We start from the raw sequence: 16,046 nt of genomic DNA, 5'->3' as shown, positions 1-16,046 counted from the left end.
CTACCTCGCTTCCTTATCTTTTTGTTCCATCCGCTGGATGGTGTTATATAGCATTTTTAATTTATTTATTAATTCTATTTCTTCCTGGGATGGCCCGTTTTTGTTATCAAGCATATCGCTTGTTTTGTCGATTGATTTTTCTTTTTCAGCCAGCTTTGTTTCGATATCGCCTTTAACCGATTCGTCCTTAGGTTTTTTCTCTTCATCCGTTAGTTCTACAAAACCGCCTTCTGCGGATAATCCTTGAAGTTCAGGTTCTTCCATTGATTTTTCGGCAACGATGATATTATTTTCTTCAGGTTTGCTTATCTTAGGCGCTGCGGGGGCATTTGAAAGTTCCATGCTCTTATTGCCGTAGTCTCTCATATTCGTTTTATCAAGATGCTCGTTTTTGTTCTTTCCCAGATAAGCATTAAGCTGTTTAGCCTGGTCCAGTTGCGCCACCATTAACTTTGCCGTATCAGGCGAGCCGGGCAAGGAAATCCGGCTGGCCTGGACTAGGTATGGCTGTCCTTTTTCCTTTAAGGTGTCTATTACTTTTACAGTTAAATCATCAATGATTTTAAGCAGGTCTTTATTATAATTAGCCCCGTCTTTCCCACAATCGGCAATATGTATTAATCCGGGCTGGTTTTTGCCGTCATAGCGGTAAATGCTTGCGGTAACCCTGATTTTAGGCGGTTCGGGAATAAAAAACTTTCCTACTATTACCACGTCGGCTTTCAACCCGTTTAAAATAGACTTGGCTTCCGGGCTGAAAAGAGAATTACTGTCTATTATCTTTTTTGTCTGCTTTATCTTTTCCATAAGCGATGGGCGGGGGATGGTTTTAAGCGTTTGGCACTGGTTAAGATTGACAATAAGCATTTCCGGAATTGCTATTTCCAGCCATTTCGCATCGCTGTTATTACCGAGATTCTGGAAATCAAAGACAACTGTTTTAATATCTTCCGCTTCTTGTGCCGTATCAACCGTTTGCTGGCTGGCCGGAACATTTTTCCCATGATATGAATCAATTGTTTTATCTGGTTCGGAAGGTTTATTGCGGAAAGCAATAAATAACACCAGTAATATCCCGGCAGCGACCCCTATTAATGTATATAGCACGGGGAAGGGTGATTTGGTTATTACGATGATTCTTTTCCCGTGTTTCTTGACAGGAATAGCCGGAGTGGCTTTAGGGTCACCTGAATCATTTATCCTGATTACGTTTTTGGCTACCGGCAGCGCTTCGGTTTTGAGAATGCTGTCAATATCCTCAATAATATTTCTTGTAGACTGGTAACGCTTTTCCTTGTTTTTTTCCATCATTTTATTTACCAGGTTGGCTACGGAAGCGGGGACGTTGGAATTAATCATTTTAATCGGGATAGGCGGTTCTTCCACTATCTTTTTAAAGAGAGCCAGCGGTGTTTCGGCGACATGGGGGACTCTGCCCGAAAGCAATTCGTATAATACCACTCCCAGCGAATAGATATCGGCTCTTTCATCTACTACAGAGCTCTCGCATTGTTCCGGAGAGCTGTATTCAGGTGTCCCAAGGTAAAGCCCGGTATGGGTTATCTTGTTGCGCGCGACCATGGCGCGCGCCAGCCCGAAATCCATCACTTTGACTTGTCCCTTTTCATCTATCATGATATTGGATGGCTTGATATCCCTGTGGACGATTCCCATCCGGTGGGCGGTGAAAAGGGCGTCTGCCACCGCACGCGTAATAAGCAAAGCGTCCTTTATGGAAAACTTTGTTTTGGTTTTCTGGTAAGCTGAAAGGGGCTTGCCGTTGACAAGTTGCATTGCGATGTACCAGAGGTTTCCTGATTTGGCGGCCGAATAAATCTGGACGATATTCGGATGCTCGAGCTTCGCAGCGATTCTGGCTTCGCGGATAAATCTTTTAATGAACTCATTGTCTTCTGCCAGATGGAGGGGCAAGACCTTGACTGCCACCACGCGGTCAAGCGCGCGGTCGTAAGCCTTGTAAACAACGCCCATCCCTCCCTTGCCTAATTCTTCTGTGATGCGGAAATTACCGAGCGTTTCTCCAGTTAACTGGAGTTTAGACGTGCCCGTTTTTGCTTTCCCTTTTTGATTATCATCTGCCTGATTTTGATAAGCCGTCATTTCATTGCTCCTTTTATTCTAATATCCCCTTTAGCGGTTTCTCTTGTCTTTCCACTATATTAGACTGGGGCGGTTTTAAAACATGCTAAATAAAATTGTTTTTCTATAAATATTTTTTTAGGGCAGTTCGTAACTGTTGGCGTGCCTGGCAGAGCCGTGTGCGGACGATATGAACTGGTTTTTTGACCATTGCGGAAATTTCCGTATAGGATAAATCTTCCATGTCTTTTAATACAACAATTTTCCTCATTTCCGGCTCAAGCGAATTAAGGGCGTTCTGGACCGTTTCCTCCTGTTCTTTGGCTTGAACCGGCTGGGTTGGGTTTATTGAAGGGTTATTCATATCGGTCAGCCCGGATGAATATGCCTGGACGACTTGTTTTTTCTGGACTATCTGGTAATCAACCTTGCGTTCTTTCTCTTTTTTGGCCTTCTGGTGATGAGTGTAATACTGGTTGATTGCTATCTGGCAGAGCCATGTCAGGAACGATGAATTTCCCCTGAAACTTTTGATATTGACAAATGCCCGGATGAATGCCTCCTGGCAGATATCCAGTGCGTCATCCTCATTGCCTATCATCCGGTATAATGTATTATATAATACGTCCTGGTGTTTCAGCACCAGCTGGTTAAAAGCCTGGCGGTTATTCTGCTGGCTTTGCCTGATTAGGTCCATTTCTTCCATGACATAACAGGATATTATATAAAAGTTATTATGTCAACTCATTTTCTACTTGACTATTTAGTGAACAGATGTTATATATTATATAATATGTCAGAAGAAAAGCATATAGACGAAGACTGGAAAATGCGGGCCCGGGCTGAGAAGGAAAAATTTGCCCAAAGTTCTGCTTCAAAAGAACCCCCAGGTGAAGAAGCCGAAGGTCCCGAAGGGCCCAGTTTTATCCATTTCATTTCCACACTGGCCACACAGGCTTTAATGGCTTTGGGGCAGGTGCCGCACCCGGCAACCGGGCAGAAGGAAATGAATTTACCTGAGGCGAAATACCTTATCGATACTATCCAGATTTTGGAAGCCAAGACCAAAGGAAATCTCACGCCTGAAGAAGCCCAGGCAATGAAGGAAGTGCTTTATAACCTCCAGATGGCATTTGTCGCGATAAGTAAGAAAGCCAAGCCGTAAGCGGAGTTTCTTTCAGCTTCTCGCCGAATATTCCGGCTGACTATTCCTTAATTTAAAGCGCTGGATTTTTCCCGTGCTGGTCCTGGGGAGGGAATCGACAAACCGTATTTCCCACGGCCATTTGTATTTGGGAAGTTTTTCCTGCACTTCGGCAAGGAGTTTTTTGGAAAACTCCTCGGTTTTATCGTATCCCTGGTTTAAAACCGCGTAGGCAAAAGGTTTTACCAGTCCTTCCACTTTATGTCCGACAACCGCGCATTCATGCACCGCGGCATGAGAGGTAATTACATTTTCTATTTCCGCCGGTGAAACCCAAATGCCGCCGACCTTAAGCATATCATCACCGCGCCCCTGGCAGAAAAAGTAACCGTTTTCCTTACTATACATATCGCCGGTGTTGAACCATCCGTCTGCCATTATTTTCGCTTTATTTTCATCCGGCCGGTTCCAGTAAGAAGGGGTGATGCTTTGCCCGCGGATAACGAGATACCCCGTTTCTCCGTCGGCGAGCTCTTTGCCTTCAGTAGTTATAATTTTTGCCTCGTAACCAGGCACGGTTTTCCCTGTTGAATTTTCCTTTACGCCGTTCGGAAAATTAGAAATGAAAATATGTAAGGCCTCGGTTGAACCGATTCCGTCAAGCGCTTCCAGCCCCGTGACCTTTTCCCATTTCTTGTATATCTCCGGAGGCAGGGCTTCTCCGGCTGAGGCGCAGATACGGACAGAACTGAAAGGGTTACCCTTCATACGCTTTAGCATAGAGTTATAAAGGGTGGGCACCCCGAAAAATACTGTCGGCTTAAGCTTTTCTACAATATTCAGCACATTTTCCGGTGATGGTCCTTCGGAAAAGACGATTACCGATGCGCCTGCCCTTAAAGGGAAAGAAAGCGAATTGCCAAGCCCATACGCAAAAAATAACTTGCTGGCGGAAAAGATAATGTCTTTTTCAGATATCTTTAACACTTCTTTTGCGTAAGTATCGGCGGTGAAAAGGATGTCTCGGTGCCGGTGGAGGACTCCTTTTGGCTTTCCGGTGCTCCCGGAGCTGTATAGCCAGAAGGCGGTATCATCCTTTGATGTGTCAGCCGGCTTTAATTCCGGAGACGCCTTTGCCATAAGTCCGTCAAAGGGTTTATCGCAGAAAATAGTATGTTTTAATGAAGCTGATTTGGCTTGAGCCGCCTCGCTTTTTTCCCAGGTAATAATTGTGGTTGCTTGGCTGTCCTGAATGATAAATTCGTAATCGGCTTTTTTAAGGGTGGTATTTATCGGGACCGGAATGGTGCCGTATTTGATGCTCCCCAAAAAGGCGTAATAAAAATAAGGCGTATCTAAAAGGACCAGTAATATTCTTTCACCCGGTTTTATGCCCAGGCCTTTAAGGACGTTGCCGAAACGGTTTACGTCTTCCCCTAATTTCTTGTAGGTTATTTGTTGGTCGTTAAAATAAAGGGCTGTTTTATCAGCTCTTTTGGAAATGTTTTCAGACAGAAGCGCCTCGGTGACATTCAGCCTTTCCGGGTATAGAATATTCTTCATGTTGCTACTCCCCCAAAGTTGCATAATTAAGACTTTTTATTATAGCAAAAATTCCGGGAAAAATCCAGATTTTAATGCGTTGGTGAATACAGGCGCAAACACAGGTATTGCGAATTAAGGCGAATGTCCCGAATGTATTCAGGGCTCCAGCCAGCGCCAGACCGAGCGTTCGTATGTATTTAGCTTTTTGGCGATATCGCTAACCGGCCAGCCTTCAGCAGAATAGCAAACTGCCTGCCCTCGCGTTCTTATCCTTTTTTCATCAGGAGCCAAAGGCAGGCGCTTAATCTTTAAGAAATCATCTAATTCTTTAATCTGTTTCTTGGTTAGTTTAATATAATGCAACAAAAGAGTGGAATAATAACAGATATTAATTCTAATTCAGAGGACGTCATACCACCCATAAAAATAATTGACCTGCATATTCTCTATCTAACCCGATAATGGTTTCCGCCTGCCCTAAGTAGTGATTCCATCTTACCGGGGTAGTAGTTCCACCCTACCGGAGTCGTAGTTCCGCTTTACCGGAGTGCGGATTCCAATCTACCGGGATATGGGTTCCTGCCTACCGGAATACCTGCCCGTCCGGTCAGGCGGGCTGTTCCTGTCCTACCTAAGTACGGTTTCTGCCATACCTCTACATGGATTCTGTCATACCAGAGAACGGATTCCGCCTTACCTCAGTGCTGTTCCTATCTTAGGGGAGATGTTGCAGTAGGGCAGGGTAGTATAGGGGGTACCCTACCCCTACTTGCTCACTTCTGCTCACTTGTCCCAACAGTGTTATTTATAAGGAGTTAGGCATAGGGTTCCAATGTCCTCTCCGGAGGCAAGTCATCCTCAGGCGGCAAATATGGCTTTATTTAGAGATATTGCTTGCCCAATCTGCCAAAATCCAACATAAAGTTGCCCTGTAGTGCAACTTTAATGGAATTAAAGTTGCTGTCTGTTTTTTGAGAAGTCAAATAAAGTTGCTGTGGACTGCAACTTTGCGTGAGAAATTGGCGGTTTATGAGCTAACTTTTGACATCTTTCTTGCCCAGAACCCTTGGTGGGGATAATTGGATTCTTGGTATGTTTCGCATCTTGTGCGGGATATAGATATCCGTTTGAAATCAGCCTTGAAAGAATCTGGGCTGGTAATCCTATAGCGCATTTTATAACCTAACTAACTGCCCCATACCTTCGGTATGGGGCTCCCTACACCCATACCGGGACTCCCGATTATTCGGAGTGACCCCGAAGCGCAGCGGAGCGGGGTTAATCGGGTGTCCCGCCATGCCAGTCCGCCTGAGGCGGATTGGCGGAAAACGAAGTGGAGCGAGGTCATTCTGAGCCCTTCAACAGTTGTCATGCTGAGCGAAGCATCTCCAATGCTTCAGAGTAAACTCCGCGCCCGCCAAGCCCCGAATGTCTTCGGGGTCAGGCGGAAAGAATCTCATTATAAGCCAAACGAGACCCTCCGCTTTACTCAGGGTGACAAAGCCGGAGTGTTATGAAATACGCTCTTATCCGGCGCCCCACCTATAATCTACATCTCCCGCGCCAATAGTATACATCCCGATAGGTGGGTGGTGAAAATAGTAAATAATTGGGCCGCTCCGGATAAGTCCTGCTAATCTGTCCCGAACGATAATACGGAGAGATGGGGGCGGATAAGCATTTGGCTCAACGGGTGTGGAACCGCCTGCTCCATTTTCCTTGTCTTAGTATGTGGTTTGGAATAAAATTTTAATTTAGTATAATAAAATTATATGCTTATAAATATAACAGTTACACTACATTCCCTGTTAATAAAAATCCGGAGACACGATGAGCTTTTACCCACGCACCACATAAGGTGCGGGGTGAACATCATGCCCCCGGATTCAGTTCACTTAAGGTTGCGTTTAGATTCCTGGTTTATCCACGTTCTCCCGATGGCTATCGGGGACGGGTATCGCTCATGATATCCCTAGTTTAAAGGTCTGACGGCTTTACGGTTTTCCTCCTGTTTGCCTTTGCCCTGGTGACTGCCTTGACCAGGTGTTCTTCGATGGTTTTGCTGAGCATCTTTACCGCGTCAGCGCTGGTGTTGCAACCTTTTTTCTTGATGAATTCCTTTACCTTTGATTGGACAACATACAGGTCTCCCATGTTATCACCTCCTTTCATTTTTATAATGACATATTCAAACTATAATAAAAACCTGTATAATGCAAGAAAACTTTGTGATTTTTGCCACCAAGACTCTAAGGCACTAAGCCGGAAAATTACCAAGCTGTTTTTTAGTGTCTTGGCGTCTTTGAGGCTAATGCTTTTTTTATAAACTTTGTTTCCGCCGCCGGATTGGATTTTCCAAGAATAGCCGAAGAAACCGCCGCCTTCAGCGGATATTTAAACAGTTTTTTATGCTGTTTTAGTAACGAAGGTAAATTGGTTTTGTTTATCCCCCCGATGGCGACATAAGGAATCTTTATTTTCTGAGCGGTTTCCTTGATATATTTCAGCCCTTCCGCCTTTAGGTGCGGCTTGGTGGGGGATGGGAACATCGGCCCAACCGAGATATAATCCGCGCCTTCATTTTGCGCTTCCAGTGCTTCTTTAATATTATGGCTGGTTGCTCCGATAATTTTATCCGGCCCTAATATCTTCCTCGCCTGCCTAATCGGGATATCGCTATCGCCCAAATGCACTCCGTCCGCATTGGCCAGATGCGCGATATCCACCCGGTCATTCACGATAAATAATACCTTATGAGCCATAGTCAGTTTTCTTATATTAAGCGCCATATCGAGCAGTACATTATCCGGCATGGATTTTTCCCTTAGCTGTAGGGCGTCTGCTCCGCCGCGGATGACGTCCCTGGCAATTTCTATGATGGGCTTATGGATTAAATCGGTTGAGACCAGGACATACAACCGGACATTTTGGAATGCCTTATTCGGGAAGAGATGGAATGTAATTTGCTGTTCCAGTTCATAAGCATTAAACCGGAGTTTTTCTATCCCTATTGTAATCTGCCTCGTTCTAATTTGTTTCCCGATACAATCGGGATTGATAGGGAGTCCCTTTTGATAGAAATGAGATGGCTTAATGGTTTTAGTATATTCAGCCAGGCTTCTTAATGATTCCTGGAGTCTCTTAAAATTAGCAATTACGACTCCGGCTGTGGTAGAGGTATTTGAGATATTCTCGCGTCCGATATCGTCTTGGACATTACGTGCCGACGCCAGATTGCCGAGAGGTTTTAGGCATTCAGTCAGTTTATGCCGGATATCGCGTAGTTGGGTTGAAAACTGTTCGTTATCCAAGACAAATCTTGTATAATCCTCAAGTACGCGGGTTGCCTCACGGCACCTATTAGCATTCACGTCTATTATTCTGAGTAAACTGTGTTTATCTGTATTCATCTGTAGTTTTATACTTGTCGCACCCCGTTAGAGATAGGAAACGCTTCAGGCGATTTTTAAGATATCGTTTTCCCATCCCGCTTTTTAAGTATTTCTCACGAACTAAAGCATCATATTTGTTTACGCATGCTCATAATACATCAATTCAAAGGCCTCTCCCTTTTGTTGAAGCAGTCTAGTTATCATTATGTTCCTTGAAGCGTTTCCGTAAATCGTTAATATAGCCAGTATACCATTTGCCGTCTTTCTTGCTTAATAGCACATAAGTATAAAACATAGCTTAGTTAATCTCTAACGGGGCATTTTCGGAAAAAGCCTTCCCTGGTAAGAGCCGCGAGTATCCAGTTCCGCTTCTATCATCGAAAGTATTTTAGCTTTAGGGACGTTCCAGGCCGGCGCGATGGCATAGCTTTCCGAAAGTTCGCCGACCAGCCTTTGGATTACCATTCCTTCAGGCAGGTTTTCCAAGATATCACATACTAAAGGAATATATTCGCCCAATGTCAATAATTTTACCTTGCTTTCATTATGCCGGTTTTCCAATGCCGTATTCTTAGCGACATAAAGATGATGAATCTTAATGCCATCCAGTCCGAGCAATCCGACCTGTTGCGCGGTTTTTATCATATCGTTTTTGGTTTCTCCGGGCAGTCCCAGGATAATATGGGTGGCGATTTTTATACCTTTGCCCTTGGTTATATTTACCGCCTTGGCGAAATCATCGTAAGTATGCCCCCGGTTGATTAAATCAAGTGTTTTATTGTGTATTGACTGGATCCCGTATTCCATCCAGACCAGATATTTTTTAGTATATTTACTGATAAGAGAGATGGTTTCTTCAGAAACGCAATCCGGCCGTGTACCGATGGATAACCCTACTACATCCGGAAAACCTGTTGCTTCATCATATAATTGCCTTAGTTTTTCTATCGGTGCATAGGTGTTGCTGAAAGATTGGAAATAGACGATGAATTTATCTGCCTGGTGCCTGGTGCGATAGAATTTCATTCCTTCTTCAACCTGACTTTTTATGGATAATGGTTTGTTTTGTCTCGTATTAGGGCTGAAAGAGCGGTTATCGCAATAGATACAGCCTCCGGTCCCGGCCTTTCCGTCGCGGTTGGGACAGGTTAAGCCGGCATGGACCGGTATCTTGTAAATGCGGTGTCCCGGAAAGGTTTCTTTCAGGTATTGGTTAAAGGAATAATAACGCCTCATCAATTGCATTATATTAATTATAGCCGAGCAGGCAAGATATATTTTTCTTGATTTATTCTGTAAACAGGCTAAACTGATAAAACTGATTCGCCCATTTCGGGATTCCCAATAATCGGGTGTCCCCGTATCCCGCAAGGCGGGAGGAGTGGGATTAAATCCATGTAACAATAAGCGCGGGTGGTGGAATTGGCAAACACGTACGTTTGAGGGGCGTATGCCGCAAGGCTTGCGAGTTCAAATCTCGCCCCGCGCAATCCTTAAAGCCAGTGTTCTTTTAGCAATAAATTACGCGCGAATAGATGCGCTGCAAGCGGCTTGCGAGTTTCCCGCTGTAGCGGGATCCGGGAAATGACAAATCTCGCCCCGCGCATTTAGCCTGAGCTTGTCGAAGGGTTACCCTGCCGCCTTTGGCGAGCCTCGCCTCTGGCGGGAGCGTAGTCGAAGGGTTTATTCCTCTTTCCTATGTGGTACTTATATATACTGGAATGCTCAGATAAAACCTACTACACCGGCATCACCAAGGATATTGAGCATCGCCTTGCCATGCACAATTCCGGCAAAGGCGCGCGTTATACCAGGACAAGAACTCCGGCAATATTGGTCTACCGGGAGCGCTGCGGCGGCCAGGCAAAGGCGATGAAAAGGGAAATCCAGGTGAAAGGCTTCCCTAAAGCCAAGAAGAAAGAATTGATAGACAAACAGGCTAAACGGAATAAACGCATTGCCGTTAAAGCCGGTCGCAATCAGTAATTATTTCAAATCTGTGTAAGCAGCTGCCTCCCCACAAAAATAATAGGATTGGGCGTTCCCGAAGCATAGTCCAGCCCCGCTCCACTCTGTTTCGGGGACCCCGAATAAATAGGGAGTCCCATTTGTAGAATAGGGCAGGCATCCCGTGAGGGGAAGCGGAGTGGGATGGCTTAGAACAGTCCCAGCACCTTTCCTTCATCCGTGATATCATAATGCGCGCCGGCCGGATTGCTCGGCAAACCCGGCATGGTCATCATCTTCCCGCATAATGGATACAGGAACCCTGCTCCTATCGAAGCGCGGACGTCCCTTACCGGCAAAGTAAATCCCGAAGGCCTTCCTTTTAATTCAGGGTCGTGTGACAGGGAAAGATGCGTTTTTGCCATGCAAATCGGCAATTTGTCATAGCCGAGTTCCGTATACATTTTAATCTTTTCCTCTGCCAGGGGCTCGTAGTGAACGTCCTTGGCGCCGTAGATTTTGGTGGCGATAGTCTCAATCTTTTTCTTTATGGGCCATTCCGTTTCGTAGAGGAACCTGAATTTGGAAGGCTTGTCCGCGGCCTTGGCGACCGCCATGGCCAGGTCCGTTCCGCCCGCGCCGCCGTTCGCCCAGACATCGCAGGTGAGGGCGTCTTGGGCGCCGGCTTTCCGGGCGATTTCCCTGACCAGTTCGATTTCCTTTTCCGTATCCGTGGTGAATTTATTGATAGCCACCACCACCGGCACGCCGTGGAGCAGCATATTTTCTATGTGTTTCTCAAGGTTGGCGCAGCCTTTTTCCAAGGCGCCGAGGTTTTCTTTCTTCAGCTCTTCGGGCAGGGGCTTCCCGGCGACTATTTTGCCCAGGCCTCCGTGCATCTTGAGCGCGCGGATGGAAGCGACTATCACCGCGCAATCAGGTTTTAACCCACTCACCCGGCATTTGATATTGATGAATTTCTCCGCGCCGCAATCCGCCCCGAATCCGCTTTCCGTCACCACGTAATCGCTCAAGCGCAGCGCCATCCGGTCGGCAATGATGGAATTGTTCCCGTGCGCGATGTTCCCGAAAGGCCCCGCGTGCACGAAACAGGGCGTGTTTTCCAGGGTCTGCAGGAGATTCGGCTTAAGCGCGTCTTTCATCAGTATCGCCATGGAACCGGCGCATTTAAGGTCGTCCGCCGTTACCGGCTTTCCATTTTTATCCGTGGCGACCACGATTCTTCCCAGCCGTTTCCTTAAATCCTTCAGGTCCGCCGTCAGCGCGAGTATCGCCATTACTTCGGAGGCAACCGCGATATCAAACCCGGTTTCTCTCTGCAGTTTCTCGTCGTTAAGACCGGTGATTATATTCCTGAGCGCGCGGTCGCTGATATCGACCACCCGCCGCCAGAAGATATTTTTCGGGTCGATATCAAGCTTGTTACCGTGGTAGATGCTGTTATCAATGAATGCGGCCAAGAGATTGTGGGTGATGCTGACCGCGTGGACATCGCCGGTTAGGTGCAGGTTGAAATCCTCCATCGGGATGACTTGGGAATATCCGCCGCCGGCCGCGCCGCCTTTAATCCCGAAGACCGGACCGAGCGAGGGCTGGCGTATGCAGGTAACCGCGTTTTTACCGATGTGATTCAATGCCATGGAAAGCCCGATTGTTGTGACGGTCTTGCCTTCTCCCAGGGGTGTTGGGGTGATTGCCGTGACGACTATATATTTCCCGAGCGGCTTATTCTTAAGCGTATCCAGCAAATCAAGGCTGATTTTGGCTTTGTAATGCCCGTATGGCTCGATATAGCGTTCGTCAATGCCGAGAGTCTTGGCGATTTGGGTAATCGGTTTTATCTTTGCCGCTTGGGCGATTTCGATATCGGGTTTGACATCCTCGGGACGACGCTTCGCTCCGCTTTTGGATTTGGAGGTTGATTCTGCCATTGTTTTTCCCTTTCGCTTTAGGGCAGGGATGATGGCCTTTAGCGTGCCATCATCTGCTCGATATATTTCTTAAGCAGTTCCACCGATTTCGGGTGGTACATAATTAATATATCGGCACCGGCGAGCAGGAATCCGCAGGCAGTTATTGTTTCCCAGGAAATGGCCCTTTCGGTCAGTGCGCCCCAGCCGGGCATTTCGGATTCGGGCGCCTTGGCTTCCTTGGTCTTCCAGGCTTCGGAAGAGACGACTCCGATTATAGGGCAGGCCATGGCGCTGTCGCCGCCCAGGGCGGCCAGCCGGGTGCGTTCCATTATGGAATAAGCGTATTCAAATCCATAACCGATTGCCCCGGTCGTCGGGAAGATGACGATGCGTTCAAAGGGCATATCCATATCGGAAAGCAGGATATTGATCTGTTTGCAGATATTTATATCAAGCGGGCTTTCCGCGATGATGTTATGCCCATCCGCGATGCAGGTGGCGGCGAGCGTTTTGTAGTTATCCTGGGTAGCTGTCCCCAGAAGGGCTCTTTCGCCTTTCAATGCCTGGCTGATTGCCGGGAAAAGCTGGTTATCCTTTTCCGCGTTGCCGCATCCCCAGATAATGATGGGTAAACCGACGGCATCTTTGACGGCCTTGACGGTTTTGACAATATCTGCCGTGGAGGTATTATTATTTTCTGGATGGGCGCCCAGGAGTTTGAGGCAGATAAGGTCAGCTCCGTATTCATCCTGGCATTTCTTTGCCCATTTGGCGGGATTATTTAAGACGTCTTTAAAGGTTTCCTTGAGAACCGGGTGCCAGTCCGGCGGAACCCAGTCCAGGACTTCCATGGCAATAAGGGGCTTATTGGGCATCTTTCCATCTTCATGGAGGAAAGGCATGGCGGTTTCCCCGCCGACTTTTACGGATTTGGTTCTGGAGCCGCCTTCTGATTTGGTTGCGCCGATAGTGATTTCCTGGACTTGACCCGACCATTTTTCGAGCATTTTTGTTACCGGCATATTAGCTCTCCTTAAACCTATTGCGATAGGATAAATCTTATTAAATCAGTTGTCAAGTAAAACTATAACCGCAGATTAACGTGAGGTGTGCTGATAAATACTCCTGAAAAAGATTGAATAACGATAGAGGAAAAGGTATACTAAAAAACATATGCCCCTAACCAAAGAAACTGCCAAAGAAAATCTCGCCAAACTAATAGAGAAGTTTGAAAGCGAGAAATCCGCCGGCAAGATAGAAACTTATAACGAAGAAGCCACCAAAATGGCTTTTATCAATCCATTCCTAAAAGACGTCCTGGGCTGGGATATAACTAACCGCGATGAAGTCAGCCCTGAAGAATCAGTTTCACGGGGCAGGGTTGATTACGGGTTAAAAATAGACGGCAAGATAAAAATATTCGTTGAAGCCAAAACACCCAAAGACGGTCTTTCCGCCCATACCGAACAGGTTCTGAAATACGGCTATAATAAAAGAGGCGTCCCGTTTGTCCTCCTGACTAACTTTGAAGAAAGCTGGCTTTTTGATGTTACCGTCAAACCTGATTTAAGAAATACAATCAAAGGCCGTAAAATATACGGCAAGCTGAACTTTTATCTTGATTCCTTTGACGACGATATCTGGCCTCTTTCCAAGGAATCGGCGTTAAACGGCACTCTTGATAAACTTCTCTTAAAGAAATCCAATCTGGAAAAACTGCCTGTAGACAAGGCAATCCTTAAAGACCTCAAAGAATGGCGGGAGGCATTAGCCAAAGACATATACAAGAATAATCCTGCGCTCTTTGATTCCGGCGACAAGGAAAAGGACGCCCATTACCTAAAGGAAATTACCCAGAAACTCCTTGACCGGATTGTCTTTATGCGCTCCTGCGAAGACCGCGGGCTGGTACACCGTAAGAAACTATCCGAACTGTTTGGAGAACGGACAGAATCCATCGGCACCAATACCATGCTATTGCTCAAAGAAGAGTTTAAAAGCTACAACAACACTTTTGATAGCGACCTTTTCAGCCCCAAAGAATGGGAGGCAAATTTAGCTATTGACTTCCCGGTAATGGAACAAATCATCAAGGAAACCTATAACCCTTACCAATTCGATGTCATCCCGCTGGAAGTGCTGGGGAATATCTATGAAGAATACCTGGGTTATACTATCAAATTAACTGAGCAACAGGTCAAATACGAAATGAAGCCGGATGTCAGGAAAGCCGGGGGCGTTTATTACACGCCTCAATATATCGTTGACTATATCGTGCAAAATACTATCGGCAAGCTCTTAAAGGAATTGCCTCCCAAAAAGATTAAGGAATTAAAGATATTAGACCCGGCTTGCGGCTCAGGCAGTTTCCTTATCAGGGCTTATGAGGAAATGATAAATTACTACCGTAGGCAAAAGAAACTTAAATTGAAGCACTCTGCCGGGCAGAAGAAATTGCAACTCAAAGATGAAGAACAATTACCCCAGCTTGATATCTTCGAAAAGCGGAAGATTCTGCTTGACCATATCTTTGGCGTGGATTTAGATGAACAGGCAGTAGAGGTAACCAAACTATCCCTGATGTTAAAGATGCTTGACGGGGAGTCTTTCATCTCCGGGCAGGCGGTTCTCCCAATGTTAAACAGTAATATTAAATGCGGTAATTCGCTCGTCTCCGGTGATGCCATATCATTAAAGAAATATTTCGGCGATGACTGGTATAAGGTGAAACCATTCAACTGGGACAAACAGTTTGATAGGGTTATGAAAAAGGGCGGGTTTGACGTGGTCATTGGAAACCCACCGTATGGTGCTTTGTTGTCTTCAAATACAACAAAGTATTTATTGGCTAAATTTGAATCCCAAGATTATCAATTAGATTCTTATATATTATTCCTCGAAAAATCTCTTTCCTTGCTAAGGAAAAGTGGTTTATTTGGTATGATTATTCCAAATACTTGGCTTCTAAATATTCAGTCTAATAAAATCAGGCAATATGTTTTTAGCAAAACACAAGTTGAAAACATAGTTCATTACCGTCATCCAGTTTTCTTAGAAGCTACGGTAGATACGGAAATAGTTATTATCAGAAAAGTAATCTCAAAATCAGCCTCTAAAATCATGATTACAGTTGTCGAAAAAGACAATACGCAAAGCGAATACTTTATCCCACAACAAAGATGGCAAGATACTAATGGAAAACCCGTCAACATCCTTGAAAGACCAGAATTAACTGGCTTTGCCAATAAATTACGGAGATTTCCTGTTCTTGATAAAGTGTGTATTATTACGCAGGGCGCAAAGCCTTTTCAGGTAGGGAAAGGCAGCCCTCATCAGACACGCAAAATCGTGGATGAAAAACCATTTGTTTCAGAAAAGAAACTCAATTCAACATTTCGTCCTTTATTAAGAGGAAGCCTTATTCAAAAGTATCAAATTCTTTGGAACAATGCTTATTGGATTAGTTTTGGTGACTGGCTTGCGGAACCTCGATATTCTGCAGGTTATGATGCACCTGAAAAAATAGTTATACGACAAACCGGAGACTCTTTGGTTGCTGTAATAGACCAAGAGCAATTTATTGTTCGCGATAATTTATATACTATTTTGCCGAGTGAAAAAGATATAAGCTTGCATTACATATTAGGCCTTCTTAACTCGCGATTATTAAATTGGTTTTATCAAACAATTATAAATCCGGAAAAGGGTGAAGCCCTTGCCCAAGTAAAACGAGGGCATTTAGCGCAGTTACCTGTTCGCAAAATTAATTTATCGTCTTCTGTGGAAAAGAAACTCTACAGCAAGATGATAGCATTGGTTAATATAATGCTTGCCCTGAACAAGAAAATCCAAGCCGCCAAAGGCAACGAGAAAGACCAACTCCAGAACCAGATTACCGAAACCGACCGCGAGATTGATGAATTGGTTTATAAACTGTATGGTCTAACTCCAGCCGAAATCAAAATCGTGGAAGGAAACTTATAA

Annotated in this window: 12 protein-coding genes, 1 tRNA gene and 1 pseudogene; 4 read left to right on the top strand and 10 right to left on the bottom strand. The window is 45.4% G+C overall.

All coding sequences use genetic code 11. From position 1 onward, the window contains the following. A complete protein-coding gene (locus HY811_05760; protein MBI4834304.1) occupies positions 1–2,121 on the bottom strand; it encodes a serine/threonine protein kinase in 2,121 nt (706 codons plus the stop codon). 103 nt (positions 2,122–2,224) lie between these two features. After that, a complete protein-coding gene (locus tag HY811_05755; GenBank protein ID MBI4834303.1) occupies positions 2,225–2,806 on the bottom strand; it encodes a sigma-70 family RNA polymerase sigma factor in 582 nt (193 codons plus the stop codon). Between the two features lie 87 nt (positions 2,807–2,893). Here HY811_05755 and HY811_05750 point away from each other — a divergent pair, with 87 nt between their 5' ends. Continuing rightward, positions 2,894–3,265, top strand: coding sequence for a DUF1844 domain-containing protein (locus HY811_05750; GenBank protein ID MBI4834302.1), 372 nt, complete (start codon positions 2,894–2,896; stop codon positions 3,263–3,265). Positions 3,266–3,277: 12 nt separating this feature from the next. Here HY811_05750 and HY811_05745 read toward each other — a convergent pair whose 3' ends face one another. The 6 genes and pseudogenes from HY811_05745 to HY811_05720 form a co-directional block, all read right to left on the bottom strand. Then, positions 3,278–4,807 (bottom strand): benzoate-CoA ligase family protein, encoded by a 1,530-nt coding sequence (locus tag HY811_05745; GenBank protein ID MBI4834301.1) that lies wholly within the window; start codon positions 4,805–4,807, stop codon positions 3,278–3,280. A 138-nt stretch (positions 4,808–4,945) separates the two neighbouring features. Next, positions 4,946–5,155, bottom strand: coding sequence for a helix-turn-helix domain-containing protein (locus tag HY811_05740; protein MBI4834300.1), 210 nt, complete (start codon positions 5,153–5,155; stop codon positions 4,946–4,948). 1,611 nt (positions 5,156–6,766) lie between these two features. Further along, the gene (locus tag HY811_05735) at positions 6,767–6,943 is read right to left on the bottom strand and encodes a hypothetical protein (protein MBI4834299.1); all 177 of its coding nucleotides are present in this window, start codon (positions 6,941–6,943) and stop codon (positions 6,767–6,769) included. A 131-nt stretch (positions 6,944–7,074) separates the two neighbouring features. After that, positions 7,075–8,199, bottom strand: coding sequence for a thiamine phosphate synthase (thiE, locus tag HY811_05730; GenBank protein ID MBI4834298.1), 1,125 nt, complete (start codon positions 8,197–8,199; stop codon positions 7,075–7,077). After that, positions 8,186–8,476, bottom strand: a pseudogene (locus tag HY811_05725) (GIY-YIG nuclease family protein). Before HY811_05725 ends, thiE begins: the two are co-directional and overlap by 14 nt. A 14-nt stretch (positions 8,477–8,490) precedes the next feature. Then, entirely contained in the window at positions 8,491–9,417 is a 927-nt protein-coding gene (locus HY811_05720; protein MBI4834297.1) for a TIGR01212 family radical SAM protein, read from the bottom strand. Between the two features lie 171 nt (positions 9,418–9,588). Here HY811_05720 and HY811_05715 point away from each other — a divergent pair. Next, positions 9,589–9,670 (top strand) — tRNA-Leu (locus tag HY811_05715). Positions 9,671–9,879: 209 nt separating this feature from the next. Next, a complete protein-coding gene (locus tag HY811_05710; protein ID MBI4834296.1) occupies positions 9,880–10,167 on the top strand; it encodes a GIY-YIG nuclease family protein in 288 nt (95 codons plus the stop codon). A 170-nt stretch (positions 10,168–10,337) separates the two neighbouring features. On the opposite strand, the gene HY811_05705 is transcribed toward HY811_05710, so the two are convergent. Both HY811_05705 and HY811_05700 read right to left on the bottom strand, forming a co-directional pair. Then, a complete protein-coding gene (locus HY811_05705) occupies positions 10,338–12,080 on the bottom strand; it encodes a formate--tetrahydrofolate ligase (GenBank protein ID MBI4834295.1) in 1,743 nt (580 codons plus the stop codon). Positions 12,081–12,118: 38 nt separating this feature from the next. Beyond that, positions 12,119–13,084 (bottom strand): acetyl-CoA decarbonylase/synthase complex subunit delta, encoded by a 966-nt coding sequence (locus tag HY811_05700; protein ID MBI4834294.1) that lies wholly within the window; start codon positions 13,082–13,084, stop codon positions 12,119–12,121. A 151-nt stretch (positions 13,085–13,235) separates the two neighbouring features. Here HY811_05700 and HY811_05695 point away from each other — a divergent pair, with 151 nt between their 5' ends. Continuing rightward, complete coding sequence (locus tag HY811_05695) at positions 13,236–16,046, top strand: N-6 DNA methylase (GenBank protein MBI4834293.1); 2,811 nt, start codon at positions 13,236–13,238, stop codon at positions 16,044–16,046.

It is taken from the genome of Planctomycetota bacterium, assembly GCA_016207825.1.
GTDB lineage: Bacteria > Planctomycetota > MHYJ01 > JACQXL01 > JACQZI01 > JACQZI01.
This window is presented reverse-complemented; position numbering and strand designations above follow the sequence as displayed.